This is a genomic window from Arthrobacter sp. efr-133-TYG-118 (assembly GCF_030209755.1).
Classification (GTDB): Bacteria; Actinomycetota; Actinomycetes; order Actinomycetales; family Micrococcaceae; genus Arthrobacter.
Genome location: NZ_JARVRH010000009.1, coordinates 75225 through 100564, shown reverse-complemented (window position 1 = coordinate 100564; position 25340 = coordinate 75225). Strand labels below are relative to the sequence as shown.

29 protein-coding genes and 1 pseudogene are annotated in these 25340 nt (G+C 64.6%); 20 read left to right on the top strand and 10 right to left on the bottom strand.

The window, feature by feature from the left end; genetic code table 11:
* Positions 1-3 precede the first annotated feature (3 nt).
* Positions 4-789, bottom strand: coding sequence for an alpha/beta fold hydrolase (locus QRN59_RS08315; RefSeq protein ID WP_284982049.1), 786 nt, complete (start codon positions 787-789; stop codon positions 4-6).
* A 172-nt stretch (positions 790-961) separates the two neighbouring features.
* Here QRN59_RS08315 and QRN59_RS08310 point away from each other — a divergent pair, with 172 nt between their 5' ends.
* Genes QRN59_RS08310 through QRN59_RS08295 form a run of 4 tightly spaced genes read left to right on the top strand, consistent with a single transcriptional unit; the run spans position 962 to position 4131 of the window.
* On the top strand, positions 962-1759 hold the full coding sequence (locus QRN59_RS08310) for a phosphatase PAP2 family protein (RefSeq protein ID WP_284982048.1): 798 nt from the start codon (positions 962-964) through the stop codon (positions 1757-1759).
* Positions 1760-1769: 10 nt separating this feature from the next.
* The gene (locus QRN59_RS08305) at positions 1770-2423 is read left to right on the top strand and encodes a DedA family protein (RefSeq protein WP_284982047.1); all 654 of its coding nucleotides are present in this window, start codon (positions 1770-1772) and stop codon (positions 2421-2423) included.
* A 5-nt stretch (positions 2424-2428) separates the two neighbouring features.
* Positions 2429-3103 (top strand): response regulator transcription factor, encoded by a 675-nt coding sequence (locus QRN59_RS08300; protein WP_284982046.1) that lies wholly within the window; start codon positions 2429-2431, stop codon positions 3101-3103.
* Positions 3104-3114: 11 nt separating this feature from the next.
* Entirely contained in the window at positions 3115-4131 is a 1017-nt protein-coding gene (locus QRN59_RS08295) for a sensor histidine kinase (protein ID WP_284982045.1), read from the top strand.
* A gap of 5 nt (positions 4132-4136) precedes the next feature.
* Here the strand turns inward: QRN59_RS08295 and QRN59_RS08290 are convergent.
* A pseudogene (locus QRN59_RS08290) lies at positions 4137-5685 on the bottom strand (HNH endonuclease).
* A gap of 185 nt (positions 5686-5870) precedes the next feature.
* Here QRN59_RS08290 and QRN59_RS08285 point away from each other — a divergent pair.
* Positions 5871-7145 carry an MFS transporter gene (locus tag QRN59_RS08285; RefSeq protein WP_284982160.1) on the top strand — a complete coding sequence of 425 codons (1275 nt, stop codon included), beginning with the start codon at positions 5871-5873 and terminating at the stop codon, positions 7143-7145.
* An 8-nt stretch (positions 7146-7153) separates the two neighbouring features.
* On the opposite strand, the gene QRN59_RS08280 is transcribed toward QRN59_RS08285, so the two are convergent.
* From QRN59_RS08280 to QRN59_RS08260, 5 genes are all read right to left on the bottom strand, one after another.
* Positions 7154-7726, bottom strand: a complete 573-nt coding sequence (locus tag QRN59_RS08280) for an MOSC domain-containing protein (protein WP_284982044.1) — start codon at positions 7724-7726, stop codon at positions 7154-7156.
* Positions 7727-7772: 46 nt separating this feature from the next.
* Positions 7773-8687: a patatin-like phospholipase family protein gene (locus QRN59_RS08275; RefSeq protein ID WP_284982043.1), complete on the bottom strand. Its 915-nt coding sequence runs from the start codon at positions 8685-8687 to the stop codon at positions 7773-7775.
* Between the two features lie 198 nt (positions 8688-8885).
* Positions 8886-10040, bottom strand: a complete 1155-nt coding sequence (locus tag QRN59_RS08270; RefSeq protein ID WP_284982042.1) for an ABC transporter ATP-binding protein — start codon at positions 10038-10040, stop codon at positions 8886-8888.
* Positions 10037-11647 (bottom strand): ABC transporter permease, encoded by a 1611-nt coding sequence (locus QRN59_RS08265; RefSeq protein WP_284982041.1) that lies wholly within the window; start codon positions 11645-11647, stop codon positions 10037-10039. The genes QRN59_RS08270 and QRN59_RS08265 overlap by 4 nt, the downstream gene beginning before the upstream one ends.
* Positions 11648-11651: 4 nt before the next feature.
* Positions 11652-12722, bottom strand: coding sequence for an iron ABC transporter substrate-binding protein (locus QRN59_RS08260; RefSeq protein ID WP_284982040.1), 1071 nt, complete (start codon positions 12720-12722; stop codon positions 11652-11654).
* A gap of 217 nt (positions 12723-12939) precedes the next feature.
* On the opposite strand from QRN59_RS08260, the gene QRN59_RS08255 reads away from it, so the two are divergent.
* Complete coding sequence (locus QRN59_RS08255) at positions 12940-13689, top strand: ABC transporter permease (RefSeq protein ID WP_284982039.1); 750 nt, start codon at positions 12940-12942, stop codon at positions 13687-13689.
* Between the two features lie 76 nt (positions 13690-13765).
* On the opposite strand, the gene QRN59_RS08250 is transcribed toward QRN59_RS08255, so the two are convergent.
* The 3 genes from QRN59_RS08250 to QRN59_RS08240 are packed head-to-tail and all read right to left on the bottom strand — an operon-like array spanning position 13766 to position 15585.
* Complete coding sequence (locus tag QRN59_RS08250) at positions 13766-14467, bottom strand: DsbA family protein (RefSeq protein WP_284982038.1); 702 nt, start codon at positions 14465-14467, stop codon at positions 13766-13768.
* Positions 14468-14479: 12 nt separating this feature from the next.
* Entirely contained in the window at positions 14480-15262 is a 783-nt protein-coding gene (locus tag QRN59_RS08245) for a cation diffusion facilitator family transporter (protein WP_284982037.1), read from the bottom strand.
* Positions 15259-15585 (bottom strand): ArsR/SmtB family transcription factor, encoded by a 327-nt coding sequence (locus tag QRN59_RS08240; RefSeq protein WP_078106317.1) that lies wholly within the window; start codon positions 15583-15585, stop codon positions 15259-15261. The genes QRN59_RS08245 and QRN59_RS08240 overlap by 4 nt, the downstream gene beginning before the upstream one ends.
* A 200-nt stretch (positions 15586-15785) precedes the next feature.
* Between QRN59_RS08240 and QRN59_RS08235 the strand changes: the two genes are divergently transcribed.
* The 14 genes from QRN59_RS08235 (at position 15786) to QRN59_RS08170 (ending at position 25296) form a co-directional block, all read left to right on the top strand.
* Complete coding sequence (locus tag QRN59_RS08235; RefSeq protein ID WP_269994903.1) at positions 15786-16040, top strand: flagellar FlbD family protein; 255 nt, start codon at positions 15786-15788, stop codon at positions 16038-16040.
* Between the two features lie 3 nt (positions 16041-16043).
* Positions 16044-16871, top strand: coding sequence for a motility protein A (locus QRN59_RS08230; protein ID WP_284982036.1), 828 nt, complete (start codon positions 16044-16046; stop codon positions 16869-16871).
* Positions 16868-17665 carry an OmpA/MotB family protein gene (locus tag QRN59_RS08225; RefSeq protein ID WP_284982035.1) on the top strand — a complete coding sequence of 266 codons (798 nt, stop codon included), beginning with the start codon at positions 16868-16870 and terminating at the stop codon, positions 17663-17665. Before QRN59_RS08230 ends, QRN59_RS08225 begins: the two co-directional genes overlap by 4 nt.
* An 80-nt stretch (positions 17666-17745) precedes the next feature.
* The gene (locus tag QRN59_RS08220) at positions 17746-18186 is read left to right on the top strand and encodes a helix-turn-helix transcriptional regulator (RefSeq protein WP_284982034.1); all 441 of its coding nucleotides are present in this window, start codon (positions 17746-17748) and stop codon (positions 18184-18186) included.
* 171 nt (positions 18187-18357) lie between these two features.
* The gene (locus tag QRN59_RS08215; RefSeq protein WP_284982033.1) at positions 18358-18768 is read left to right on the top strand and encodes a TOBE domain-containing protein; all 411 of its coding nucleotides are present in this window, start codon (positions 18358-18360) and stop codon (positions 18766-18768) included.
* On the top strand, positions 18765-19577 hold the full coding sequence (gene modA, locus QRN59_RS08210) for a molybdate ABC transporter substrate-binding protein (RefSeq protein ID WP_284982032.1): 813 nt from the start codon (positions 18765-18767) through the stop codon (positions 19575-19577). The genes QRN59_RS08215 and modA overlap by 4 nt, the downstream gene beginning before the upstream one ends.
* A 65-nt stretch (positions 19578-19642) precedes the next feature.
* Positions 19643-20053, top strand: a complete 411-nt coding sequence (locus QRN59_RS08205; protein ID WP_284982031.1) for a VOC family protein — start codon at positions 19643-19645, stop codon at positions 20051-20053.
* A 125-nt stretch (positions 20054-20178) separates the two neighbouring features.
* Positions 20179-21075: a flagellar motor switch protein FliM gene (locus tag QRN59_RS08200; protein ID WP_284982030.1), complete on the top strand. Its 897-nt coding sequence runs from the start codon at positions 20179-20181 to the stop codon at positions 21073-21075.
* Positions 21072-21833, top strand: a complete 762-nt coding sequence (fliN, locus tag QRN59_RS08195; RefSeq protein WP_284982029.1) for a flagellar motor switch protein FliN — start codon at positions 21072-21074, stop codon at positions 21831-21833. Before QRN59_RS08200 ends, fliN begins: the two co-directional genes overlap by 4 nt.
* Entirely contained in the window at positions 21834-22286 is a 453-nt protein-coding gene (gene fliO, locus QRN59_RS08190) for a flagellar biosynthetic protein FliO (protein WP_284982028.1), read from the top strand.
* Positions 22287-22405: 119 nt separating this feature from the next.
* Positions 22406-23158 carry a flagellar type III secretion system pore protein FliP gene (gene fliP / locus QRN59_RS08185; protein WP_236818338.1) on the top strand — a complete coding sequence of 251 codons (753 nt, stop codon included), beginning with the start codon at positions 22406-22408 and terminating at the stop codon, positions 23156-23158.
* On the top strand, positions 23158-23433 hold the full coding sequence (fliQ, locus tag QRN59_RS08180) for a flagellar biosynthesis protein FliQ (protein WP_284982027.1): 276 nt from the start codon (positions 23158-23160) through the stop codon (positions 23431-23433). The genes fliP and fliQ overlap by 1 nt, the downstream gene beginning before the upstream one ends.
* 1 nt (position 23434) lies before the next feature.
* Entirely contained in the window at positions 23435-24193 is a 759-nt protein-coding gene (locus tag QRN59_RS08175) for a flagellar biosynthetic protein FliR (RefSeq protein WP_284982026.1), read from the top strand.
* A complete protein-coding gene (locus tag QRN59_RS08170) occupies positions 24193-25296 on the top strand; it encodes an EscU/YscU/HrcU family type III secretion system export apparatus switch protein (protein WP_284982025.1) in 1104 nt (367 codons plus the stop codon). The genes QRN59_RS08175 and QRN59_RS08170 overlap by 1 nt, the downstream gene beginning before the upstream one ends.
* Positions 25297-25340 lie beyond the last annotated feature (44 nt).

The window sequence follows — 25340 nt, the reverse complement described above, 5'->3', positions numbered from 1 at the left end:
GTGCTAATCGGCCAGGAACCCGGCGAGTGCGTCAGCCATGACTCCGGGTTGCCAGCCGTGGTTGGCGCCCGGAATAGTGGCTTTGCGGGCACTCGGGATGTTGGCCACGATGGAGTCGGCCGCTTTCGGCATGATCGGGATGGTTTGCTCGCCGACGATCGCAAGGGTGGGCTGGGTGATCCCGGACCACAGTTCTGCCCGCGGCGCGGACTGGGTCCATGCGAGGGATTCGGCGTCGGCGGAAAGGCTGGGGCCCAACTCGAGCATGATGGGCCATCCCGGACTGTTTTTGGCGCCAGCCAGCCATTCCGGCGGCATGTCCTTCATGTAGTACTCGATGGTGCCGGCCTTGTCGCCGGATGCGATCCGTTCCTGGAGCCCGGCGAAGAATTCAGCACCGCCGGTGCCGAGCTCATCGCTCAGGGGAGTCTCCCAGAGCGCCAGCTTCGTGACGGGTAGGCCTGCTGCCGCCGCTGCCAGGGAAATCGAGCCACCGGAAGAGCTCCCGAAGAGCGCGGCTTGGCCGCCCGCGATATCGATGAGCGTGGCGAGATCGTCGATGTTGTCCTTCAGGCTGAATGACGGAGCCTCGGCGCTTTCCCCACGGCCGCGCCTGTCGTAGTTCAGCACCTTGAACCCCTTGGCGGCCAGGAGCTTGGCCATTTCCACCGTGTTGGGGTCGAAGCCCCTGAACTGCATTGCACCGCCAACCAGGATCACGGCCGGTCCCTCGCCGTATTGGTCGTACCCGATGCGGGTACCGTCTTTCGAGAGCGCAAATTCGGACATCCCAGATCCTTCGATTTGGCGGACAGTAGGTTCCTAAACTCTGGCGCTCAGCCACCGACGGGTCAAGGGGAGAACGGCGCGGGCCAGGAGTTCTTAAGAGCTTCTTAAATGCCGCGCGCGAGAGTGGAAGCAGGCCATTCAACGGCCGTCACCACCCGAACCGGAGAGCCGCATGCCATCAGACGCCAAGCAGAACGATTCCACGGAAGGCCGCGCTTCCGCCGTCGTCCGTCACGGTGTGCCGTTGCTCCCGCAGCCCAGGTACTGGCTTCTGTGGGGCATTGTCCTCGCCGCGGCAGTTCTTGCCATTGGCTTCAGTGTGCAGTCGGTAACCGGCCTGACCGCCAACGAATTCGGTGTTGACCAGGAACTCAGCCGCCATCACGTGGGCGCATTGACCACCGTGGCCATGGCACTGAACTTTCTCTTCGCCCCCGTAGCGGGAGTGTGCATTGTCCTGGTGATCGGCTTGTTCGTTTTCCTGGTTCGAAAGTCCTTCGTGCGGGCGGTCATGTTTGTGCTCTTCGCATGTTCGGGCTGGGCTGCCAGCGAGGTATTCAAACTCATCGTTGCCCGCCACCGTCCCAACCCTGCGCTACTTTTCGACCCCCTGGCTCCGGAAACGGGTTCCAACAGCTTTCCCAGCGGCCATACCGCCTTCGCAGTAGCGCTCGCCTTCGCCTTGTACTTCCTGGTCCGGGGCACCCGATGGGGCGTCATCACCGCGTGGGTCGGCGCCGTCCTGGCCATAGTGGTGGCGTGGTCCCGGATCTACATCGGAGTCCATTACCCCAGCGATGTTGTGGCGTCATTCCTGGCCACCAGCGCCGTAGTCATCGTCTTGGCCGGGCTCTGGAACCGGTACGTTCCGCGAGTCATCGGGCGGCTACCGTTTGGCGTTGCGACGGAAGCAGCCGCCTCGGAAGCAACCTCAACCCAAGCAGCCGCAACCCAAGCACACGGATCCTGAGGAGGACCCCATGCACGCACTTTCTGCCATGCCCGCATTCCTTGATCCCACCACCCTCCTTCAGGGCTTGGGTCCCGCGGCGCTGGGCGTAGTGGCGTTGATCGTCTTCATCGAATCCGGTCTCCTTTTCCCTTTCCTGCCCGGTGACTCTTTGCTGTTCACTACCGGCCTGCTTCACCAGCAGCTGCAGCTTGAATTGCCGGTGTTGATCGCCGTCGTATCGGTCTCCGCCATCGCCGGAGACCAGATCGGCTACATGCTCGGGCACAAGTTCGGACGGCGCTGGTTCAAGGATGATGCCCGGGTCTTGAAGACCGCGCACCTGGACACGGCCGAGGACTTCTTCAAGCGCCACGGCGGCCCCGCGATCGTCTTGGCCCGATTTGTCCCCATTGTGCGGACATTTGCCCCGCTGAGCGCAGGCATCGCCCGCTACAACTACAAATCCTTCACCCTGTGGAACATCGCAGGTGCGGTCATTTGGGCAACCTCCGTGACGCTCCTGGGCTCCTGGCTGGGACACTATGAGTTCGTGGCCAAGAACATTGACGCCATCGCCGTCATCATGGTGTTGATCTCCGTCCTGCCGTGGGGAGTCGAGTTCCTCAAAAAGCGGCGCAAGGCCAAGGTGGGCGCCGCGAACGGGCACGCCGGGGAAGAATAGACCGCATGACAACAGCTGAGCGGCCGTCCCTCCTCCTGGTCGAAGACGACGCCGCCCTTGGGCCGCTCATCAGCGAACTCCTGGAGCCCGACTTCGCCGTTCATCTGGCCGTCAATGGGAGCGAGGGCCTCCACCTCGCCTTGACCCGGAGTTGGGATGCGATGGTCATTGACCGGGGCCTACCGGTCATGGACGGTATCGCACTGATCAAGGCCCTTCGGGCCAAAGGGATCGCCACCCCGATCCTCATCCTGACGGCGCTCGGTGCCACCGATGAGAAGATCCGGGGCCTTGACGCGGGGGCGAACGACTACATGGCCAAACCGTTCGATGCCATGGAACTGGCCGCCCGTTTGCGAGCCTTGACCAGGACGTATGCCCTGCCGCCTCAGACGCTGGGAATCGGGGACTGGGAGCTCGACGCCGGTGCCCGTTCCATGCGCTCCGTCTACGGTTCCGTGGTCACCCTGACGGCGAAGGAAGCAGGGCTCCTGGAAACCTTGGCTGGCGAACCCGAACGTGTCTTTACCCGTGAAGACCTCATCAACGCACTGTTCCATCCCACGGACCAGCCGGGCGTGATCGACACCTACGTCCACCACTTGCGCCGTAAGATCTCCAAAACGGTGATCCGGACGGTCCACGGCCTCGGATACCAGATCGGCGACCCCCATGACTGAGAACAATTCCCATGACTGAAAACCCGGACCAGGCGACGCTCCGCAAAGCGTCCCTGAAGATCGCAGTGCGGATCAGCGCGGCATGCGCGGTTTTGGTTCTTTGCCTGCTGGCGGCCGCTGCGATCTACCTCTTCAACCAGGCACAGCATCCAACGCTGGCTGGGCCAGGCGAAACCGACTCCGTCTATGCGTATTTGGACACCAAGGACCTCCTGAAGGCCATGATCGTTGCCGGCATTGCGGGGATCCTCCTTGCCGGGGCCATCGGCTGGCTCAGCGCGCGGAGTGCCATCAGACCCCTGGGAGAAGCGCTGGCATTGCAGCGACGGTTCGTGCAGGACGCCAGCCACGAGTTGCGCACACCCCTGGCCATCCTGGATGCACGCGTCCAGTTGGCCCAGCGCGATGCCCCAGCGGACTCAAAAACCGGGGAAGCACTCGCCCGCATCCGCAACGACACCGCGACCCTCACCGGCATCGTCAACGAATTACTTGTGGCAGCCACCGGTTCGCCCACGGATGTATCAGCAGAGCCAAGCGATCTCGCCAAGGTGGCGGGCGCCGTCGTCGAGAGCCTGCAACAGCTCGCAGGGGAGAAAAACGTCCGCGTCACCCTGACGGAAAAGGACCGCCCCTTCGCGCTCATTGACAGCAATGGCTTCCGCCGGGCCCTCCTTGCCCTGGCCGACAACGCGCTGGCGCACACCCCTGCTGGTGGCCAAGTGGGGATCACGACGGCGGTGCTCGGCAATCGCGCGGTGGTCACCGTCTCGGATTCCGGGGCCGGGATCAAGGGAGTTGACCAGACCCGGATCTTTGACCGCTTCGTGAGGACCCACAGCCCCGAGGGCGCACCGGGCCAGCGCAGCTTCGGAATCGGCTTGGCGTTGGTCCGTGAAATCATCACCGGGGCCCGGGGCACTGTGGAGGTTGAGCGCAGCGGTCCGCGGGGAACGGTCATGAGGATCACGCTGCCACTCGCCCCGAAGGCCACGACTCCGAGTGACACGGCGCCAGGCTCGGCATAGCTTTCTCAGGCGGCGGTGTGTAGTTCGGTGGCTTGGGCGTATTTGAGGGCCTTGGCGTGGTGTCGTAGCCGCCGCCGATGGCGCCTGGAATGCGGTGGCGCGGTGTCGGGTGGATCTGTGCCTTGTATCCCGACTCCGGGGAGGGGTGGGGCTGTTGAGCGGTAGTGGTGTCCGGTGTGGGTGCGGATGTCGAAGACATGCCGTGTCCCGGGGCCGGTTTTTGCTGTCGGGGTTCGTGCCATCCAGCCGGTGAGTTCTTTGGTGTGGTTGCAGGCTTCGAACAGGCACGCGCCGTTGGCCACGCTGGTGGGGCCGCCGTGGTGCCACGGGACGATGTGGTCGAAGTGCCGGATCGGTGCGTCGCAGTAGGGGGGCGGCAGGTGTCGTCGCGGGCCTGGATGAAGCGCCGCATGCCTGCCGGGAAGAGCCGCGCCCTCGAGTCGACGGCGACAAGGTCCCCGGTCCCGGGGCGGTGTAGAGGCGCCGGAGCCAAACCTTCAGGTCCTGATCCTGCCCGGCTTGGTCCTGCCGAAGCCCGTGGCCAGGCTGTTTGTCTCCGCGCTGGCCGGGTTCGACAGGCTCGTTCCCGGTGAGGAGTGTCCTGGCCCAGGCGGCGGGGACGATGCCGTAGCCGGGCAGGCGGGCCGGTTCGGCATCGCCCTGGAAGAGGGTGCGGTCGGTCATGACGAGCTGCACCTCCACCCCGCTGATCCCGCCGGGGGTGCCGGTGGTGCGTTCGATGAGGGCGTCGGCCATGATCTGGCCCCGGGACCGGGTCTCCCCGCCGGAGCGCAGGGTGTCGGCGTGCCGGTTTAGGGCCGCGTGCACGGCCACGCCAAGGGCGACGGGGAGCAGCGCGGTCAGGTAGGTCATGGTGTCGGGGGCCGGGCGCAGGCTGACGTGCCGTTCCTCGGCGGCACGTACCGCGCGCTGGGTGACGGAGCGGGGGTCCCGCCGGGAGGCCGCGGTCTTGGCCGCGGCGATGATGGCCTTGTCTCCCATACCGTCGAAGGTTCCGGTGTCGGCGGCGAGTTCCTCGTCCACGGCGCAGCGGTCTTCGGCACTCAGGCAGGTTGTTTCCTTCACGAGCAGGGTGGCGCGCCATTCGTTCAACCGGCCTGACTCGAGGGCGGCGAGGGTGCGCGGCATTTCGGTGACCAGCGCCTTCGCGAGTCCGTGGAGACGGGAGCCGCGGGCGGGGGATTCCCGCCGGGCCAAAGCCACCTGCGCGGCGATGCCGCGCCCGCGTTCGTCGGCCGGGACACCGGCCGCCGCGTCGGCGCTGCGCTGGACGGCGTCGAACGCGACGGCGATCCTGGCCTGCGCAGCCGCGGCCGCGGACTTCAAGTCTTCAAGTTCGCGCAGCTGGTCAATCAATTCGGCGCCCTGGTCCGGTCCGGTGCCGCCCACCAGTTCAAAGGCAGCGGCTGGCCGAAGCGATTTCACGGCATTAATCAGCTCGTGTACGCGGACGCCCGGCACGGCAGGCTCCGAACCCGCGCCGCGCGAAGGCGCACCCGGTCCGATCAGCTGTGTTCCCCGGTTCTCGGCCATAAACCAAGCATTCCAGGGACCTACGACATTATTAGGTCGAAGATCGTCTGCCCGCCGAAATTCCCGGAATTCGTTCGCGGTATCGCCCGGCGAGCGCGGTCCAGCCCCCGGCTCTGGCGGGCGTAGCCGAAGCGGACGAGAATGGGTTGGTGGTTCCCCCTCGTCCTGGCGGGGACGGCGCCTTGATGAACCCCGCCGCCAGAAAGATTCAAAGCATCTTTCTCACATTGACCCTTGGCAATACCCTTGCGGCCTCGTTCATCTGGGGGATCAATACCCTCTTCCTGCTGGATGCGGGACTCAGCAACCTCGAGGCCTTTGCGGCGAACGCCTTCTTCACGGCCGGGATGGTCATATTCGAAGTGCCCACTGGAGTGGTGGCCGATGGTTGGGGGCGCCGGCTTTCCTTCCTCCTGGGCACGGTGACGCTGGCCGGGTCCACTTACCTCTACTATCTGCTTTGGCAGCTTTCCGCCCCGTTCTGGTGGTGGGCCGTGGTGTCGGTATTGCTCGGTCTGGGCTTCACTTTCTTCTCGGGTGCGGTGGAGGCCTGGCTCGTCGACGCGTTGCGCTTCACTGGATATGACGGCGGCCTGGAGACGGTGCTCGGGCGCGGACAGATGGTGTCCGGCGCAGCCATGCTTGCGGGCTCGGTGGTTGGCGGGGTGATCGCCCAGGCGACCAACCTTGGCGTGCCGTTCCTGGTTCGTGTGGGGGTGCTCCTCGCTATGTTCGTCGTGGCCTTCTTCCTCATGCGCGACGTCGGGTTCACCCCCGAACGTTCTGCCCGTCCCCTCAAGGCGACCCGCGCCGTCCTGGATGCCTCGATCGAGAACGGTTTGAAAAATCCACCAGTGCGGTACGTGATGCTGGCCGCGCCGTTCAGCGCCGGCGTCGGGATCTATGTGTTCTATGCCCTGCAGCCGTACCTGCTTCAGCTCTTCGGTGACCGGCACGCGTACTCCGTGGCCGGGCTGGCCGCGGCCATCGTGGCCGGAGCGCAGGTGTTGGGCGGGTGGTTTGCACCGCGTATCCGACGCCTCGTTCGCAAACGCACCACGGTGTTGATTTTGAGCGGAGTGGTGAGCGCATCGATTCTGGTGGTGCTCGGGTTCGCGAATGTTTTCTGGGTGGCCCTGGCCTTACTGACGTTCTGGGCCATGGTCGACTCGGGCGCCACCCCGGTGCGGCAGGCCTACGTGAACGACATGATCCCGTCGAAGCAGCGGGCAACAGTGCTGAGCTTCGACTCGCTCATGGGATCAAGCGGGGGAGTGGTGGTGCAGCCGTTGCTTGGCCGGGCGGCCGATGTGTACGGCTACCCCACCTCATTGGCGATCAGCGGCGTCGTCGAACTGATCGCGGTGCCTTTCCTCCTGGCGAGTCGTCGGCAGCGCTCTTCGGCCGATCAGGCCAACGCCTCGATCGCTGCATCCGACGCAGAACCCCGGCAGTCGTAGGAATTGACCTACGGAAGCCGTGAAGCCCGGAGGAGGGTGGCCTGGCCGGCCTTGTCGGGATCAAGCCGTACTGGGCTAATTAGCACAGCTGGGCCACGATAGAGAATGCCATCCGAAAGCGGTTGGCAGCGCACGCCGCCCCGGCCTCGCATGGCGGCGTGCGCGCCCGGAGCCAGGACTTGGTCCATCCAAGCGCAGGGGTGGGCAGGCCGCCCGCCCCGGAACCGTACAAGGCCGCCGCCGGATTCCAACGCGAACTCCCCGCCCAACAGGGGAGCCAGATGGGCCCCCCTGAGGACTACATTCCGGCGCGTGAGGAGCGGGTTGAAGGGTGCGACGCCCAACTCAGCGGCCATCGCTTCGAGCGACTCGATTGCTATCAGGGTGACTGCTGCATCCATGTGCGCCGCCTTGCCGAAGAACCGGTCACCGACGATGCCCTTGCCGCCCACGACGTCGACCTGCTCGGCATCCGTGGTGGGCACCTCGGCGGCACCATCGCGTGAGCGGCCGAAGTAGGCGTGTCCGGATGACACGAGCAGATGCAAGATCTCCACGTCGTACCTGTAACTTGCCGTCATGCCATAAGGCTATGCCTGTCCGGGGTCAGTAACCCCCGAAGCACACTCAGCGCCAGAACTCGGAGAGCTGCCCGGCAAGGGCCCTGCCTTGCTCGTAACCCGCGCGGGCCGCGGCCGGACGCAGTGACAGATCCATGGCATTGGCGCCGAACATGTGCTCGGAGTTGCCGTCCGGGAAGATCGTTTCGACTCTGCTTCCGCGTGCGCGGAGTTCATCGACCTGCGTTGCCAGATGCGTGCCCCACTCCAGCGGTTGCAGTGATCTGCCACCGAAGGGCGAGAGCACCAGGACCCGCTCGTATCCGGCAGCCAGATCGGCATTCTCGGCGTTGGATCGGTAACCGCCGTCGATGTAGCGGTTGTCTCCGATCCTGTAAGGCATACCACTGGAACAGCTGGCGGCCACGGCGTCCGCCAGGCCGACTCCGCAGTCGCGGTCGAAAGCGATCGGTTCACCGGTACGGGCATCGACCGCCGTGATGAGCACCGTTCGTTCCGGCCAGTGATGGTTGGGTATCCGGGTGGCGACGGTACTGCGCCATTGTGTTGACCAGGAGCCATCCGACGCCGCATCCATTTCGAGCGCTGCCTCGCCCAATCGCCGGCGCATGTCGGCCACGTCCTGGGCGTCGGCGATGATCTTGTTGATCCGCTCGAGATGGTTCACCACCGGCCTGGCCGGTGCCCGTCCCGGTCCGGACCCGACCGGAGCGGACCGTTGCTGTGGGACAGCGTCAAGGATGTTGGCGAATAGCTCGGTTGGGGTCGCGCCAGCAATCTGGGCCGCGGCCGTCGACCCGGCTGACGTGCCGATGGTCAGATCGGCGTCGGTCACGTCCAGTCCGGCATCGAAGAGGCCGGCGATGACGCCGATCAGCCAGGCATTGCCTGTCGATCCGCCGCCGCCGAGGACCAACGCTCGCTCGCGGGAGTGCAAAGGTAAAGAAGAGGGTGTGTTCATGGGAGTCGCCTTTCGCGAATTGCCTGTGTGGCGCTCCCGGTGGCGACTACGTCAGTCGCGCGATCGTGGACTGCAGGGGAGCACCCATTGCGGATACTGCGTTCATGGGACTCACCTCCTGCCGATTGATCACGATCGCCGCAACGCTAACACGCCCGCGACGCGGTGCGCAATCGGCGGCATCACGGCGACCTATCTCTAATCCTCCACAGGGAACGCCACGCCTTCGCCCACCACGCGGAGGCACAGTTCGGTGCCGGGCTTGGTGATGGAAGCGTTCCAGTGCCGGATGGTGATGATTTCGCCGCCTCCCGGGTAGGCCAAGGATGCGCCGGCCGCCGCAACGCGCGGAGCGAGCTTGATCCGCACTGTGGTCTCAGGGCCGAAGTAGTCGGTATCGACAACCACTCCGCGGATGGGACCATCGGGAGCAATCCGGATCTGTTCCGGGCGGAGCATCAACTGCACGAGGCCCTGTGCCGGGGGACGGCGTACGGGTATGCCGCCCAGGGAACACGTGGCCAGGGAGCCTTCCATCCACGCGTCCAGGATGACGGCATCACCGAGGAATTCGGCTGTTGCCCGGTCTGCGGGGCGCGTGTACACAACGAACGGGTTGCCGATCTGCGCCAGCTTGCCGCCGCGCATGATCGCCACTTGATCCGCGAAGGACAGGGCCTCGGCTTGATCGTGCGTCACCAAAATGGTGGTGACCCCGGCTTCGTTCAGGACCTTCGCTACGGCGCGCCGTGTGGCCACGCGGAGGCCGGCGTCGAGCGCGGAGAACGGCTCGTCGAGCAGCATGAGTTGCGGTTCGCGGGCCAGGGCGCGGGCGAGTGCCACTCGTTGCTGCTGGCCCCCGGAGAGCTGGTGGGGCCGCCTCTTTGCCATGTCCGCATCGAGGGAAACCATGTCGAGCAGCTCCTGGACGCGCGTCTTCACGGCGCGGCGGCCGCCGTCGAGCGCTGACTTGTCCAGCCCGAACGCGATGTTCTGCCCCACCGTAAGGTGCGGGAAGAGCGCGCCGTCCTGGGCAACATAGCCAACATGCCGTTTGTGGGCAGGTACCCAGATCCCGTTCCCGGCTACCTTGTTTCCGTTGAGGCTGATGGAACCGGTGTCCGGGTGCTCAAAGCCGGCGATCAGGCGCAACAGGGTGGTCTTGCCGGATCCGGAGGGCCCGACGATGGCGGTTGTTCCGCCCTTGGCCACCGAGAGGTTCACGCCCTTCAGCACGGCCTGCGAGCCGAAGTTCTTGGTAACCTCCGCGATGTCCAGATGCGTGTTGGTGGTGGGAGCCACCGAAGCCGCTACGCGGGGTGACGGAAGCCTTGAGGGGGATTGTTCGGTCACTGTCCGGCTACTTTCTTGGACTGTTGGAAAAGCAAGTACGTCATGGGGGCAGACAACAGGATCATGAGCAGCGCGTAGGGTGCCGCGCCCGAATAGTCGATCTCGCTGCTCTTGCTCCAGAATTCGGTGGCCAGGGTGTGCGTGCCGTTGGGGGATAGCAGCAGTGTTGCCGTCAGCTCGTTAACAATGGCGAGGAACACCAGCGCAGCCCCGCCGGCGGCGGCCGGAGCTGTGAGGCGCAGCGTCACTTTCAGGAAGGACACCAGCGGGGCCTTGCCGAGCGATTGCGCGGCCTCGTCGAGTTCCTTGGGAGCCTGGGCCAGTCCGGAGCGGATGTTGACCAAGGCCCGCGGCAGGAACAGCAGCACATAGGCCGCAATCAGGACCCCGGACGTCTGGTACACGCCCGGAACCATCCGGATGCTCACGGTCACGAAGGCGAGGCCCACAACGATGCCGGGCAGGGAACTGGTGACGTAATTGGAGAGTTCAAGCATCTTGCTGAACCAGCTCGGGTGCCGCACGGCCAGATAGGCCATGGGGAAGCCGACGACGATTGTCGCCGCGGCGCCCACGGTGCCATACGCGAGGGTCTGGAGGAGTGCCGGAAGGAATTCGTCGGCTGACCAGACGCGGGCGCCACCCGCCACCACCCAGCGCAGGACAAAAAAGACCGGCAAGCCGAAGGCCAAGACGGTGAGGGCAAGCAGGGCGAGCTGGGACGGAATTTGGTAGTGGTGCAGGGGAAGCCGGGTCGGCTTGGCCTGGGCGCCGGAACCGATACGGGCATAGCGTGCGGTACCGCGGCTCCTGACTTCGGCCAGGAGCAGGATGAGGCAGAAAAACACCAGGACGCTCGCCAACATGTTCCCGGCGGTGCCGTTGAACGTGGATTGGAACTGGGTCATGATCGCGGTGGTGAACGTGTCGAAGCGGATCATCGCGAACGCGCCGTACTCGGCCAGCAGGTGCAGCGACACCAAGAGGGCGCCACCGGTCATGGCGATCCGTAGTTGAGGCAGGACAACCCGGAAGAAGATGGCCCACGGACCCAGGCCAAGCGAGGCCGCGGACTGCTCAATCGCGGGGTCGAGACGCCCCAGCGTCGCCGCCGCGGGAATGTAGACAAGGGGGAAATAGGACAGGGTGGCGATAAGTACGCCGGACCAGATGCCCTCCAGCGAGGGGACTGCCGTCACCCATGCATAGCTGTTGACGAACGCCGGGATGGCCAGCGGGGCTGCCAGGGCCACGGCCCACCAGCGATGCCCCCGCAGCTTCGTCCGCTCCACGAGCCACGCGCCACCGACCCCCAACACGAGGCATATGGGCACCGTGAAGACCACCAGCATGACGGTGTTCAGGAGCAGCTCGCCAACGCGCGGCCGGACGATGAGCGCGACGGCGGTGTCCCACCCGGTCGCGGCCGTCATGTAAGCGACGTACCCCAGCGGGATGAGCGAAAACAGTGCGATCAGCACGGCCAGGAGGGATATTGCAGAAACGCCGAAAGGCGGGCGGGGGCGCTTGCCCCTGCCCGCCGTCGTCGTGCTCGCCGAAGCCTCGGGAATTTCCGGGGAGATGCGGGCCGATAGATCAGTGGTCACAGAATTACAGCAGTCCTGCCTTGGTCATCAGGTCGGTGACCTTTGCGGAGTTCAATTTAGCCGGATCCACTGTGGGAGCTTGCAGATCCTTGATGGGAACGAGTTTAGCGTTCGAGTCCACCTTGGAAGCGATGGCGTATTCGTAGGAAGTGCCGTTCTTGAGGACTTCCTGGCCCTGCTTGCCGGTGATGAACTTGATGAAGGCCTGGGCAGCCGCGGAGTTCTTGGAGGATTTCAGCACGCCGCCGCCGGACACGGACAGGAAAGCGCCCGGGTCCTGGTTCTTGAAGAAGTACGGGGTGACCTTGTTGGAGTTCTCGCCGGTCTTGGCCTGGTCGCCGTAGTAGTAATAGTGGTAGATCAACGCGGCGTCGACTTCGCCGGCGTTGACTGCCTTCATGGCGGTGCTGTTGCCCTTGTATGCCTTGAAGTTATCCTTCATGCCCTTGAGCCACTCAGCGGTTGCGGCCTCGCCCTTCTGTTCGAGGAGGGCGGCAACAATGGCCTGGAAGTCAGCGCCCGACGGCGAAGCGGCCCACCGGCCCTTCCACTCCGGCTTGGCCAGGTCCAGCATGGACTTGGGCAGCTTGTCGTCGCTGATCTTGGTCTTGTCATACACCAGGACGGTGGAGCGGGCGGCGATGCCGGTCCACTTGTTGGTGGACGGACGGTACTCAGCCGGGACCTGGTCCACGGTGGCCTTGTCGATGTCGGCAAAGAGGCCGGCGTTCTCAACCTGGGCCATGGCGGGGGAGTTCTCCGTGAGGAAGACGTCGGCCGGGGATGCCGCGCCTTCCTGGATGATCTGGTTGGAGAGCTCGGTATCGGAACCCTGGCGGACGGTGACCTTGACTCCGGTCTCCTTGGTGAACGCGTCCACCCATTCCTTGGTCAGGGTGTCGTGCTGGGCGTTGTAGACGGTGATTTCGCCAGCCACCTTAGTGGAAGTAGCAGCGTCGGCGGAAGAGGAGCCGGTGGCTGCGGAGGAGGCGGTGCCGTTGCCGCAAGCCGCCAGGCTCAGGGCTGCAGTGGCGGCGAGTGCGATGCCGGCCAGCGCATTTGCGCGAATCTTCATGAGGGCTTCTTTCTGCGAGCAAATCCAAAGGAGCCCGGGGGAAGGAAATGCGGGCTCACAGCTTGAAACTTTAGGTTAGCCATACCTAAATTTCCATCCAGAATGCTCCATCGTGACCGGAATCACATGTATTACGCAAGATTTACATGACCTAATATTTGGAAGCGACGCGTCGTCGCTTGAGCGAGCGCCTTGCGGCAGTCGATAAGCTGGCCCCATGCCCGGTCTCGCCGAATTCCTGCCGACCTTCCTCGGCGTCGGCGTCCTGATGGCGGCCACGTTGGCACTGCTCCTGGTGTTCCGGACCCCTCACCCATTCGCGCCGGCACTGGCCATCCTCCGCGGAGCCGTGCAACTCGCCGCGATCAGTTTTGTTCTGGGTGGTGTGATCACCAGCCCGCTATGGGTGGCGGTAGCACTTCTGGTGATGTTTGCAGTAGCCGCGATGAGCGCCACCCGCCGGATAGGCTGGAGCCTGCCCCATTTGGGCTTGGTCGGCGGCTCCATGGCCGCGGGCATCGGAATAACCCTCGCCGTCATCTTTGCGACGGGAGCCATCGCGTTCACGCCCCGCTACACGCTCGCGATTGGCGGGATAGTCATCGGCAACGGCATGACCATCGCAGTCCTGGCCGGCCGGCGCTTTAAGGAATCGGTCTACGAGCATTGGGAGGAGGTTGAGGGTTGGCTCGCGCTCGGCGCTTCGCCGAGGCAAGCAACCCTGGATCTCGCTCGACGCACTGTATATTCGGCCCTTATCCCGTCAACCGATCAAACCAAGACGACGGGACTTGTCACCCTGCCCGGTGCGTTCGTCGGGGCGATCTTTGGCGGGGTCTCTCCCTTTGAGGCAGGCCGCTTTCAAATAGTGGTGCTCGCGGCGATCATGGCGGCAGGTTCCATGACCGCCGTCATGATCATCGGAATCCTCGCGCCGGTACGCGTGCGTCCAGCGACGTTGCGCTGATGAGAAGAGGGCTGTGGCCGAGTTTCCCGGGCTGCGCATGGTGAGCCTGCGAGTGTGACTGCTTGGCTTATTTGGCCTATTTGACGGCGGCATCCAGCAGTTGCCGGAATTGTCCCTCGCTGTTGAGGGTTAGCTTTTCGCCGTTGAGGAAGAATGTCGGAGTTCCTGTGACGCCCAGGGCGGTGCCGTCGACGACGTCCTTGCGGATCCGATCCCGGGTTTCGCCGTCCGCCACGGTGGCGTCGTACTGGTCCATGTCCAACCCGAGTTCTTGGGCGAAGGTACGGAACAGTGTTGCCTGGGAGTCCTGTTTTTCGCCCCACTCGGGTTGGGTTTCGAACATCTTGCCGGACATCTGCCCGTATTTGCCCTGCTGCGCCGCGGCTTCAACGGCGAGGGCTGCCGTGCCGGAGTTCCGGTGCCCCGGCAGGGGGAAGTATCTGTTGACGAAGGTGATCCGGTCCCCGTATTCCTTTTTCAGCTCCTCCACCAAAGGCGCGGCGGCTCGGCAGGATTCGCATTCGAAATCGAGGAACTCGACGAGCTGGGCCTTTTCGGTGGACGGTGCGGTGACGCGGTGGCTATCCTCCCTGACCAGCCGCGCCTCGGAGGCGGGCTGGGCGGCTGTTGGGGCGGGTTTCGTGGCCATGAATACGGCGTACCAGATCAGGCCACCCGCGACGATAACGCCCACGGTGATCCAGAGGAAGATCCGGACTCTTTTGGCTGGGTCTTTAGCGGCGTCGCGTGGTTTCCGGTTGCTCGGTGTTTGTCCCATGAGGTTCACGCGTCAGTCCCTCCGCAAGGGAAGGGAGTGGATGACGGGTGCAGGCCCTGTTCCGCATCCGCACTCAGCGCAGCAGCCATCCGCGCCGGATCCCCGGGCTTCTTGCGCGTGCGGCACGGTAGCTTCTTGCGCGTGCGGCACGGTAGCTTCTTGCGCGTGCGGCACCGCGCAGCAGGCATCTCCGCGCCAGGCGTTGAAGCCTTCCCGCGCCGCTATTGCTGCGATCACCAGGGCGGCGCCGGCGTCTGCCCACCACCAGCCCAACAAGCTGTTCAGGATCAAGCCCGCGAGCAGGACGGCGGAGAGGTAGGTGCACAAAAGGGTTTGCTTGGAGTCGGCCACGGCGGACTTGGAGCCTAGCTCCCGGCCGGCCCGCCGCTGAGCCCACGACAGAACAGGCATGATGGCCAGGCTCAGGCCGGCGATGATGATCCCGGGTGTGGAGTGCTGGGCTTCGCCCGCGCCAGTGAGGGAGCGGACCGCGTCGACCGACACGAACGCTGCAAGGGCGAAGAAGGATACGGCGATGATCCGCAGGGTCAGGTGTTCGCGCCGTTCCGGGTCCTTCGCGGAGAACTGCCAGGACAGCGCCAGTGCAGAGGCGACCTCGATCACCGAGTCCAGTCCAAACCCGATGAGCGCCGAGGAATCGGCAACACCACCAGCCCAGAGCGCCACGACGGCTTCAATGAGGTTGTAGGTGATGGTGGCCGCAGCGAAAAGCCGGATCCTCAAGCTCAAGACAGCCTTGCGCTGCGGCGTCGGAGCGAGCAGCCGACCCGTCATGCCAGGCACCGCCCGTCCGGGGCGCAGCAGGAAGGGTCCACCGCGAGCACCACACCGATCAGGTCCTTGATCGCGTGGCCCAACCGCTGATCAGCCAACTCATAGCGGCTGCGCCGCCCGTCCGGGACGGCGATCACGAGTCCGCATCCCCGCAAGCAGGTCAGGTGATTGGACATGCTCTGCCTCGAGACGCCCAAGGACTCGGCGAGATCGGACGGATAGGCGGATGCCTCCGCCAAAGCCAGGAGGATGCGCGCCCGCGTCGGATCCGACACCGCGTACCCGAAGCGCGCCAGGACGGGCGCATGAGTCAAAGTCTGCATTGCCTCAAAGTACAGCGCAGGATGTATTCACGCAATTCTGTATGAAAGTGATGCGCGCGGATGGAGGCTGGCTGAAGGGACATTTCCGCTGATTCCGGTCAACGCGCGGGCTGCAAGCTAACGCAAGCTTGCGGCTGGCCGACAGTAGGAACTGAACCGCCCTCCTACAAGCGCCTCCCTACCTAAAGCAGAAACGGCCCATGATCGTTGTCACCCGCCTGAACGGCACCCGCTTTGCCGTGAATCCGGACATCATTGAACGGATCCACGAAAGCCCGGACACCCATCTGGTGACGCTCGACGGCGCTACGTACGTTGTGCGGGAAAGCCTCGCGGAGGTCGTGGAACTGATTGCGAACTACCGGGCCTATATTCTTCGGCGGGCACAGGATCTCCCCACAGTGACGGGCTACCCCTTGAGCCTCGTGCGCACACCGGACCCGGACGGAAGGTAAGCCATGGATCCGTCAACAATAATCGGCCTGTTCCTGGCCTTCGGCTCGGTGGTCGCCATGGTGACCCTCGAAGACGCCAACCTCATGGCCCTCCTGCTTCCGGCGCCCATGGTCCTGGTTTTCGGTGCCACCCTGGCCGTCGGTCTGGCCGGGAACACCTTCCGGGACACGGTGCGGGCGTTCAAGGACCTCCCCAAAGCGTTCAAAGGAAAGACGGACAAGCCTCAGGACAGCATCGACCAGCTGATCGGCTTTGCCGAGAAGGCGCGGAGCGAGGGTCTTCTCTCCCTTGAGGAGGCGGCTTTGGACGAGAAGAATCCCTTTCTGGCCCGGGCCCTCCAGAACATCGCCGACGGAACGGATGCTGAGGAGCTGCGCATCCTCATGGAGGACGAGATCGACTCCAAGATGCGCAGCGACCACGTTTCCGCCAAATTCTTCGCCAGCTTGGGAGGCTACGCACCAACCATCGGCATTATCGGCACTGTGGTATCGCTGACCCACGTCCTTGAAAACCTCTCCTCCCCCGATCATCTGGGACCAATGATCGCCTCCGCTTTCGTGGCTACCCTCTGGGGTTTGTTGTCCGCGAACTTCATCTGGCTTCCTTTCGCCTCGCGGCTCAAGCGGCTCTCCGAGCTCGAAATCGAGCGGATGACCCTCCTGATGGAGGGCATGCTGGCGGTGCAAAACGGGACCCAGCCACTCCTGCTCGCCGAAAGGCTCCGCGCCATGGTTCCCGCGGACAGGCTCGGCAAGGCGAAGTCCGCAAAGAAGAGCGACGACGACGAAGCCCGCCCCGGCAAATTCGCTTCGTCCAAGGCAGCATGAGGTCCCGCCGCCGCCGCGGTTCTCCTCCGACGGAAGAACACGTCGACGAACGCTGGATGGCTTCCTACATGGACATGGTTACGGTGCTCATGTGCATGTTCATCGTGCTCTTCGCAATGTCCACGGTGGACCAGGCCAAATTCGACAAGCTCCGCAATTCGCTGGCCACGGGTTTCGGCACGGTGGCGAGCCAAAAGGTGGACACCGCCACCGGGACCGTCGTTCCACCGGAATACACAGCTGCCGACGCCCAGGGATTCTCCAACCTGGACCTGGCGCTCAAGGAAGCGGACCGGCTCACCGCCTTGCGCGACGACATGAAGTCCAAGCTCGACGCCGCGGGGCTGGGTGCCAATGTGCAGTTCCAGATCAGCGAACGCGGACTCACAGTGAAACTCGTGGGATCCCAGACCTTCTTCGAACCCGACCGGCCGGAACTCACGGCCCGCGCGAGCCAGGTCCTTGGCATGATTGCACCGCCCATGGCCAAGGCGGCCCTTGAAGTCATGGTGGAAGGCCATGCCGCCAACGGCATCACCTCGTACCCCTCCACATGGGAGCTTTCTTCTGCGCGCTCCGTCAACGTCCTGAGGTACCTCGTCGACCATGGGGGCATAGCGGCCGGGCACATCGGCGCCGTCGCGTTCGGATCCGCCAGGCAGGTCAACGACGATTCCACCGAGGCGCTGATGGAACTCAACCGCAGGGTCGACGTCGTCGTCCTCTCGGATAAGCCCGAAGTGGTCCGCGCCCTCATCCCCGAGGCGCTCAAGGCGAGGGCCGGTGGCCAATAGGGCGGCGCGCTTGTCGCGCAGGTGACAGGACGGCGTCGGGATCCGTGGAAATGGCCAGCGCGCCGAGGTACGCTCGTGGCATGACTCCGGAAGACATCGCCAGGCTCACGTATTTGCGCAAGGCCCGCGACCTGATCGACCGCGAATACGCCAAGCCGCTTGACGTGCCGACCATGGCCAGCCACGCGTTCATGTCACCGGCGCACTTCTCGCGGCAGTTCCGGGCCGCTTATGGAGAGACTCCTTACAACTACCTCATGACCCGCCGAATCGAGCGCGCGATGGCACTCCTGCGCGGCGGAATGAGTGTGACCGACGCATGCATGGAGGTCGGTTGTACGTCGCTTGGCTCTTTCAGCTCGCGTTTCACTGAACTCGTGGGAGTGCCGCCGAGCACTTACCGCGCCCGCGAACACCTGGCCGTTATTGCCATGCCTGCGTGCGTGGCGAAGATCCGCACGCGGCCCAGCCGGAACGAAGCGAACAAGCGTCGGGAAGCGCTCGCGGTCGCCGCAGACTAACCAACCGATAAGACGTAGTAGGCCAACACACGCCAGAGGTTCCGCCCCAGTGGGGCGGGGCCTCTGCTGTGTCCGGGACGTCTACTAACCGGGACCACTGGAAACCCGGTCACATTTGATTTGCGGAATATCCGTGCCATCACAACCGCATTTGAGGATTATTCTGAAGCTATGCCAAATATTCGAGTATCTGAAGCAGCTCGGTTCCTGGGGGTCAGTGACGACACCGTCCGGCGCTGGACCGAGAACGGCATCCTGACCCCCGTCAGGGATGATTCCGGGCGGCTGGCCGTGGATGGGCTGGAACTTGCCCACGTCGCGCGGGACCAGGCCCAGCTACCCGAGGATCCCACCCGGGTGGGCCGTTCGGCACGCAATCGCTTCGTCGGCCTGGTCACCGGCATCACCACGGACAAGGTCATGGCACAGGTGGAACTGCAATGCGGTCCGTTCCGCGTCGTCTCCCTCATGAGCAGCGAGGCGGTCCGGGAGCTCGGGCTCGAACTCGGCTCGGTCGCCACAGCCGTGGTCAAGGCGACCACCGTCATCATCGAAACTCCCCAAGGAAAGAGCACCATATGAGGATCACCCGCAAGCCTTTCGTCGCGTTGCTCGTCGCCGGCGCCCTCGCGGCCAGCCTGGCCGGCTGCGGTTCAGGCAGTCCCGCCAGCACTGTAAGCAGCGGATCCGATAGCGCCAGCGCAACGCCAAAGCTTTCGGGCACGGTGACGGTTTACGCGGCCGCCTCGCTGAAGGCAACGTTCACCAAGCTGGCCAGCGAATTCGAGGCAGCGAACCCGGGTACCAAAGTCGCCCTGAGCTTCGCCGGGTCTTCCGACCTCGTCACGCAGATCACCCAAGGCGCTCCGGCGGACGTCTTTGCCTCGGCCGACACGAAGAACATGGCCAAGCTCTCCGACGCGAAACTGCTCGACGGAACGGCAAAGAACTTCGCTACCAACGTCCTGACGATTGCCGTCCCGCCGTCCAACCCGGCGTCGATCAGTTCCTTCGCGGACCTGGCCAAGCCAGGAGTCAAGGTGGTCGTCTGCGCGAGCCAAGTACCCTGCGGCTCCGCCGCCCAAACCATCGAAAAGGCCAGCGGCACAACCCTGAAGCCCGTCAGCGAAGAGTCTTCCGTGACTGACGTCCTGGGCAAGGTCGCCTCCGGAGAGGCCGACGCCGGACTCGTCTATGTCACCGACGTCAAGGGCGCCGGGGACAAGGTCAAGGGCATCACCTTCCCCGAGTCGGACAAGGCCGTCAACACGTACCCGATCGGCACCGTCGGCACCAGCAAGAACAAGGACCTGGCCGCGGCTTTCATCGCATTGGTAACGGGAAGTGAAGGCAAGAAGGTTCTCGGTGACGCCGGTTTCGGAACGCCATAGCCCTCTGGAAGAAGCGAGCAGGATTCGAGAAGCGCTCGTCCATGCGCCGGACTAGCGTCGTTGCCATGACTATTTCACTGCAGTACTCACACATCACTGTCAACGATCCCGACGAAGCACTCACCTTCTACCGGGACGCCCTCGGCCTCGAGGTGCTCAACGACGTCGCGCAGGGCGGATTCCGTTGGGTGACGCTCGGCAGCGCGGACCAGCCGGGTGTTGAAATCGTGCTTTCCGAACCGCACGCGGGCCGGTCCAAGGCCGACGGCGACTCCCTTCAGGAGCTGGTCACCAAGGGCGTCCTGGGGCCGATCGTCTTCCGCTCCGACGACGTCGACACGCTCTTCGAGAAGGTCAGGGCTTCCGGCGCGGAGGTCATGCAGGAGCCGATCGACCAGCCGTGGGGCCCCCGCGACTGCGCATTCCGCGATCCTTCGGGCAACATGGTGAGGATCAACCAGGCGCCAGCCGCCTAAGCCAGTCTGAGTTCGTGGGTCACGGCCGGGGGCTGCGTTCCGAAACGCAGCCCCCGGACCAGACCCGCGAACCCGCCCAAAACTAGTCCCTTACGCCCGCACTTTCCTTGCCGATAGTGGCAACCGTGAGTGAACAGGAAGATCAATCGGCGGGACGGCAGCGCGCCGTGGACGTCTATGACTTCCGCAGGCCCACCACCTTGCCGCGCCAGCACAGCCGCGTCCTGGAAGTCGCCTTCGAGACGTTCGCCCGCCAATGGGGAACACAGCTCACGGCCAAGGTCCGCGTGAAATCCACCGCGACCCTGGAACAGCTCATCATGCAGAGCTACGACGAATACGCCGCTTCCCTCCCTTCGGTCACCTCGATGGTCCTGTGCCGCATTGAGGGCAGCGAGTCGCGGCTGGTCATGCAGTTTCCTGCCACGGCGGCATTGTCCTGGGTCACCCGCATGTTGGGTGGGGCCAGTGAGGCGGCGGTCCCGGATCGGAAGTTCACCCAGATCGAGCAGGCCCTCATCAGCCGCATGGTGGAAGACGGACTCGAGGACCTGAGCTATTCGCTTGGCGCCCTCCTGGCCACCCCGGTGCGCATGGACGTCATCCAGTACAACTCCCAGTTCGCCCAAGCCGCTGCTCCGGCGGAGCTCATGATCGTGGCCTCATTCACCGTGAAGGTGGGCGAAAGCCTTGCCGCGGCGAGTCTCGCGATTCCCGCCGATATCCTCCTTTCCGGGCTCGGCGACGTGAATCCCACTGTCCACAGCCGCGATACCGAGGCACTGGTCCGGGCCCAGGTCACCCAGGTGCCGGTAGACGTAGCCATCCAGTTGAGCCCCACTCCGGTGACGCCGGCGCAGATCCTGGGCCTCGCCGTCGGGGACGTCATTCCGTTGCCGCACCTGGAGAACCGGCCGTTCGACGTCGCCATCAACGGCACCCGCCTGGCCACCGCAGCACCGGCCCGCAACGGCTCCCGTGCAGCCGCCGTCATCGTCACAATCGAGGAGAACCAGCGATGAGCATCACCCTGACACTGCACGAGTCCGCGGCCGAGCGTTTGGCCATGCAATTGCCGACTCCTGCCACGCTGCACGTCTCCGGCATTGTCCCGTCCCAGGCCGCTGCGCCATATGCACCTCTCGCGATCACGGCCACTTTCGTGGGCGCCGTGACCGCGGACTTCGCACTCATCCTCACGGACCGTTCTTTCCTGGCCGCCGCCGGGGGCGGGTTGGGCGGCGGCGCACCCCAAGGCGGGCTGCCCAGCGGAGTAGTGTCGGCCGTCGACATCTTGCGTCCGGCGATGGAACACGCAGCCGACGCGTTCGACGCCGGCGTGCTGGGGGAGTTGCGCGAGGAAGACGCCGCCGGGCTGCTGTCCGACTCCGAAACCGCTGTTTTCGAACTGCGCCAGTCTCCCTCGTCCGACGGCGGGCAGGCGTTCGGCTGGTTCGCCGTCCGGGTCCGCGAACACGGGACCGTGCAGGACACCGCTGCCGCACGGAACGCCCAGTCCGGCGCGGTTTCGGCCCGCCTCGGACTGATCAGCAATGTCGAAATGGCCCTCACCGTGGAGATCGGCCGCACCCGTATGTCCGTGCGTGACGCCCTCGCCCTGGAACCGGGCAAAGTGATCGAGCTGGACCGCTCGGCCGGTGCACCCGCGGACGTCCTCCTCAACGGGCGCCTGATCGCCCACGGTGAAGTCGTCGTCGTGGACCAGGACTATGCGGTGCGGATCACCCGCATCCTGGACGTCGCCGAGGGAATCTACTAGATGGATTCGCTCATCCTCGGGCTGCGCGTGCTCGTGGCCCTGGGTGCGGTGCTGGGACTCATCTGGGTCTTGCAGCGCCGCCTCCTCAAAGGAAAGGCCAAGGGCCGACGCCGGGCCAACACCACCCTGACGGTGGTCAGCCGGCAGACTGTCGGCCAAAAGGCCTCCGTTGTGGTGGTCGACGCCGGAGACAAGCGCTTCCTCCTGGGCGTCACCGAGCACGCCATCAACGTCCTGCACAGCGGCGACGTCCCGGTCGACGTGCCGGAGAACCCTCCGGCACCCGAGAGCTTCGCCGACATTTTCCGCGACGTCGGTGGCGCTGGACTCAGGCGCCGCAGCGAGATCCACCGCCGAAGCGAGCTGGACAAAGCCCAGCCCATGCACGGCTCGATCCTTGCCGGTTCCACCTGGCGGCAGGCCGCCGAGGCCATCAGGGGACGCCGGAATTGATCCTGACCCTTGGGCCTGCCGGTGCCCGCAGCACCGGCAGGATATTGCTTGCGGTGCGCAGGACGCTTCCCGCGGTGCTCTGTGTCCTGTTGCTGACGGCACTTTTCCTATGGCTGGGCATGTCCACCGGACATGCGGCACCGGTCAGTCCGACGCCACCCACTCCGCCAGTAGTTCCCACCGCACCGGCCCAACCCTCCAACGGCAACGTCAGCATCAACATCAATGGGCTCGACGGAAAACCATCCACCGCGGTGGTGACCCTGATCGGGATCACCCTGCTCTCCGTCGCCCCTGCCCTGCTGCTCATGATGACCTCATTCACCAAGATCTTCGTGGTGCTGGCCATGACCCGCAACGCCTTGTCCCTCCCGTCCATCCCGCCCAACCAGGTACTGGCCGGGCTGGCGCTCTTCCTGTCCCTGTTCGTGATGTGGCCCGTGATTTCGGAGATCAACAACGTCGGGATCCAGCCCTACCTGAACGGAACGCTGGACTTCAACGGAGCCGTTTCGGCCGGGTCCGCCCCGCTCCAGCACTTCATGGTGGCCCACACCCGGCAAGAAGACATTGCCCTCATGACCCGGGCGGCCAAGCTGGAAAACCCGGCCAACCCGCAATCGGTCCCGTTGCAGACCCTTATCCCGGCGTTCATGATCTCCGAGCTCCGGGCAGCGTTCATCATCGGTTTCGTCATCTTCATCCCGTTCCTGGTGATCGACCTCGTGGTCTCGGCCGCGCTGATGTCCATGGGCATGATGATGCTTCCGCCGGTGATGATCTCGCTGCCCTTCAAAATCCTGCTGTTCATCCTGGTGGACGGCTGGGGACTCGTGATCACCGCCCTGATCCAGAGCTATTCGAGCGGCTGATGGATACCAACGCCGTCCTGGACGTCTGCCTCCAGGCCCTGATCCTCGCGGCCAAGCTGGCCGCGCCCGCCTTGGTGACCGCGCTGGTGGTGGGCCTCGCCATTTCCCTCCTGCAGTCCATCACCCAGCTTCAGGAAGCCACCCTCTCCTTCGTGCCCAAGGCAGTCGCCGTGGCCGTGGCCTTGGTGGTGTGCGGACACTGGATGATCACCGAGGCCGTCTCCTTCACCAACGAGCTCTTTGCCCGGATACCCGGGCTGATTGGCGGAGCGTGAAGTGGAGCTCCCCTTCAACCAGTCCTGGCTTGAGGTCCTGTTGCTGGCCTCCGTCCGGATGACGGCCTTCCTCGTGGCGGCCCCGCCCTTCTCGCACCAAGCAATTCCGCTGCGCATCAAAGGCATGCTCGGCATCGGCTTGGGGCTGGCCGTTTCCCAGCGTCTCTCGGTTGGCTACACATCCAAGGACACCGCCGGCTTCATCACGGCTGTGGTCCTTGAACTCGTGACCGGACTGGTCCTTGGCTTCCTCGTGCTGCTCGTCTTCGCGGCCATCCAATCGGCCGGCAGCCTGCTAGACCTCTTCAGCGGGTTCCAGATGGCCCAGGGCTTCGATCCTCAGATGATGATCAACGGTGCCCAATTCACCCGGCTGATGCAGATGACCGCCCTGGCCCTGCTTTTCGCCTCCGACGGCTACCAGCTGGTGGTCGGCGGCTTGACCGGAAGTTTCACGGCCTTGCCGCTGGCTGGGGGACTGGACATCGCACAGCCGGTGCACGCGATGGTTTCGGCTGTTACCGGGATGTTCCTTTCGGCGGTGCAAATCGCCGGACCACTGTTGGTGGTGCTGGTGCTCGCCGACATCGGGCTGGGACTCCTCACCCGCGTAGCGCCCGCACTGAACGCTTTTGCCCTGGGCTTCCCGCTCAAAGTCTTCATCACCCTGGGACTCGCTGGATTCCTTTTCCTGGCACTGCCGCGGCTCGTTGCCATGCTCGCCGAACAAGTGGCGAACACACTGATGGGGGTGGGCTGATGTCGGATTCACAGGAGAAAACCGAGCAAGCCACCGACAAACGGATGCGGGAAGTCCGGTCCAAGGGGCAGCTTTCCCGCTCGCAGGACCTCACCTCCTGGCTCGCCGTCGGATCCGCGGCAGCCATGATCCCGTCCACCATCGAGCGTGCCTCCAACGCTGCGGCGGACCAACTGTTCACCGTCCGCGGAGTCATCGCGAACCCCGAGCCTGCCAAAGCCGTGGCAGCGCTCGAAGCCGGATTCGGTTCCTTGGCCCAAGTGCTGGGGCCCTTGTTCGTGGTGGTCCTGGTGGTAGTACTTGCCGGATCCGCGTCGCAGGGCGGCATCCACTTCAAAAAGTTCCGCGCTGAGTTCGAACAGTTCAACCTTGTCAGCGGCTTCAAGCGGATCTTCGGCGGCCAGGCACTGTGGGGCGGCCTGAAAGCGCTCCTGAAGACCGCCGTCGTCGGGCTTGTCCTCTACGCGGTCGTGCAAGGGCTCATCCCGGTGCTGCTCACCGCAGGGGGACTGCCGGTGTCCGGCATCCTTTCGGCAGCGGCCGGTGGCATCGGTTCGTTGATCCAGTTCGCCGTGCTGGCGGGGCTGGTCCTTGCCGCCGCGGACATCTTCGTGGTCATGCGCCGCAACCGCAAGAAGACGCGCATGTCCAAGAAGGAAATCAAGGACGAAAACAAGAACAGCGACGGCGATCCCCTCATCAAGTCCCAGCGGCGCTCGCGCCAATTGAGCATGAGCCGGAACCGCATGATCGGCGCGATCGCGGACGCCGACGTCGTGATCGTCAACCCGACGCACGTCGCCGTAGCGCTGAAGTACGACGCCGGCAAAGCGGCACCGCGCGTAGTGGCCAAGGGAGCGGGGGTGATCGCTGCCCGTATCAGGGAAGAGGCGGAAATGAAATCGGTGCCGATGGTCCAGGACATCCCGCTGGCGAGGGCACTGCACTCGGCCTGCGAGCTGGGCCAGGAAATCCCCGTGGAGCTGTACCGGGCCGTTGCGGGAGTCCTGGCGTTCGTCATGTCGCTCAAGGCCAGGGGAGCGGCACTCGGAATGCACCGTTTGCCGGGCGTGGCAGGAACGATGGCCGGAGCGCCCGCATGAGCCGGAGCACCAGCCCCCGAACCGCACCCAGCAACCACACCACC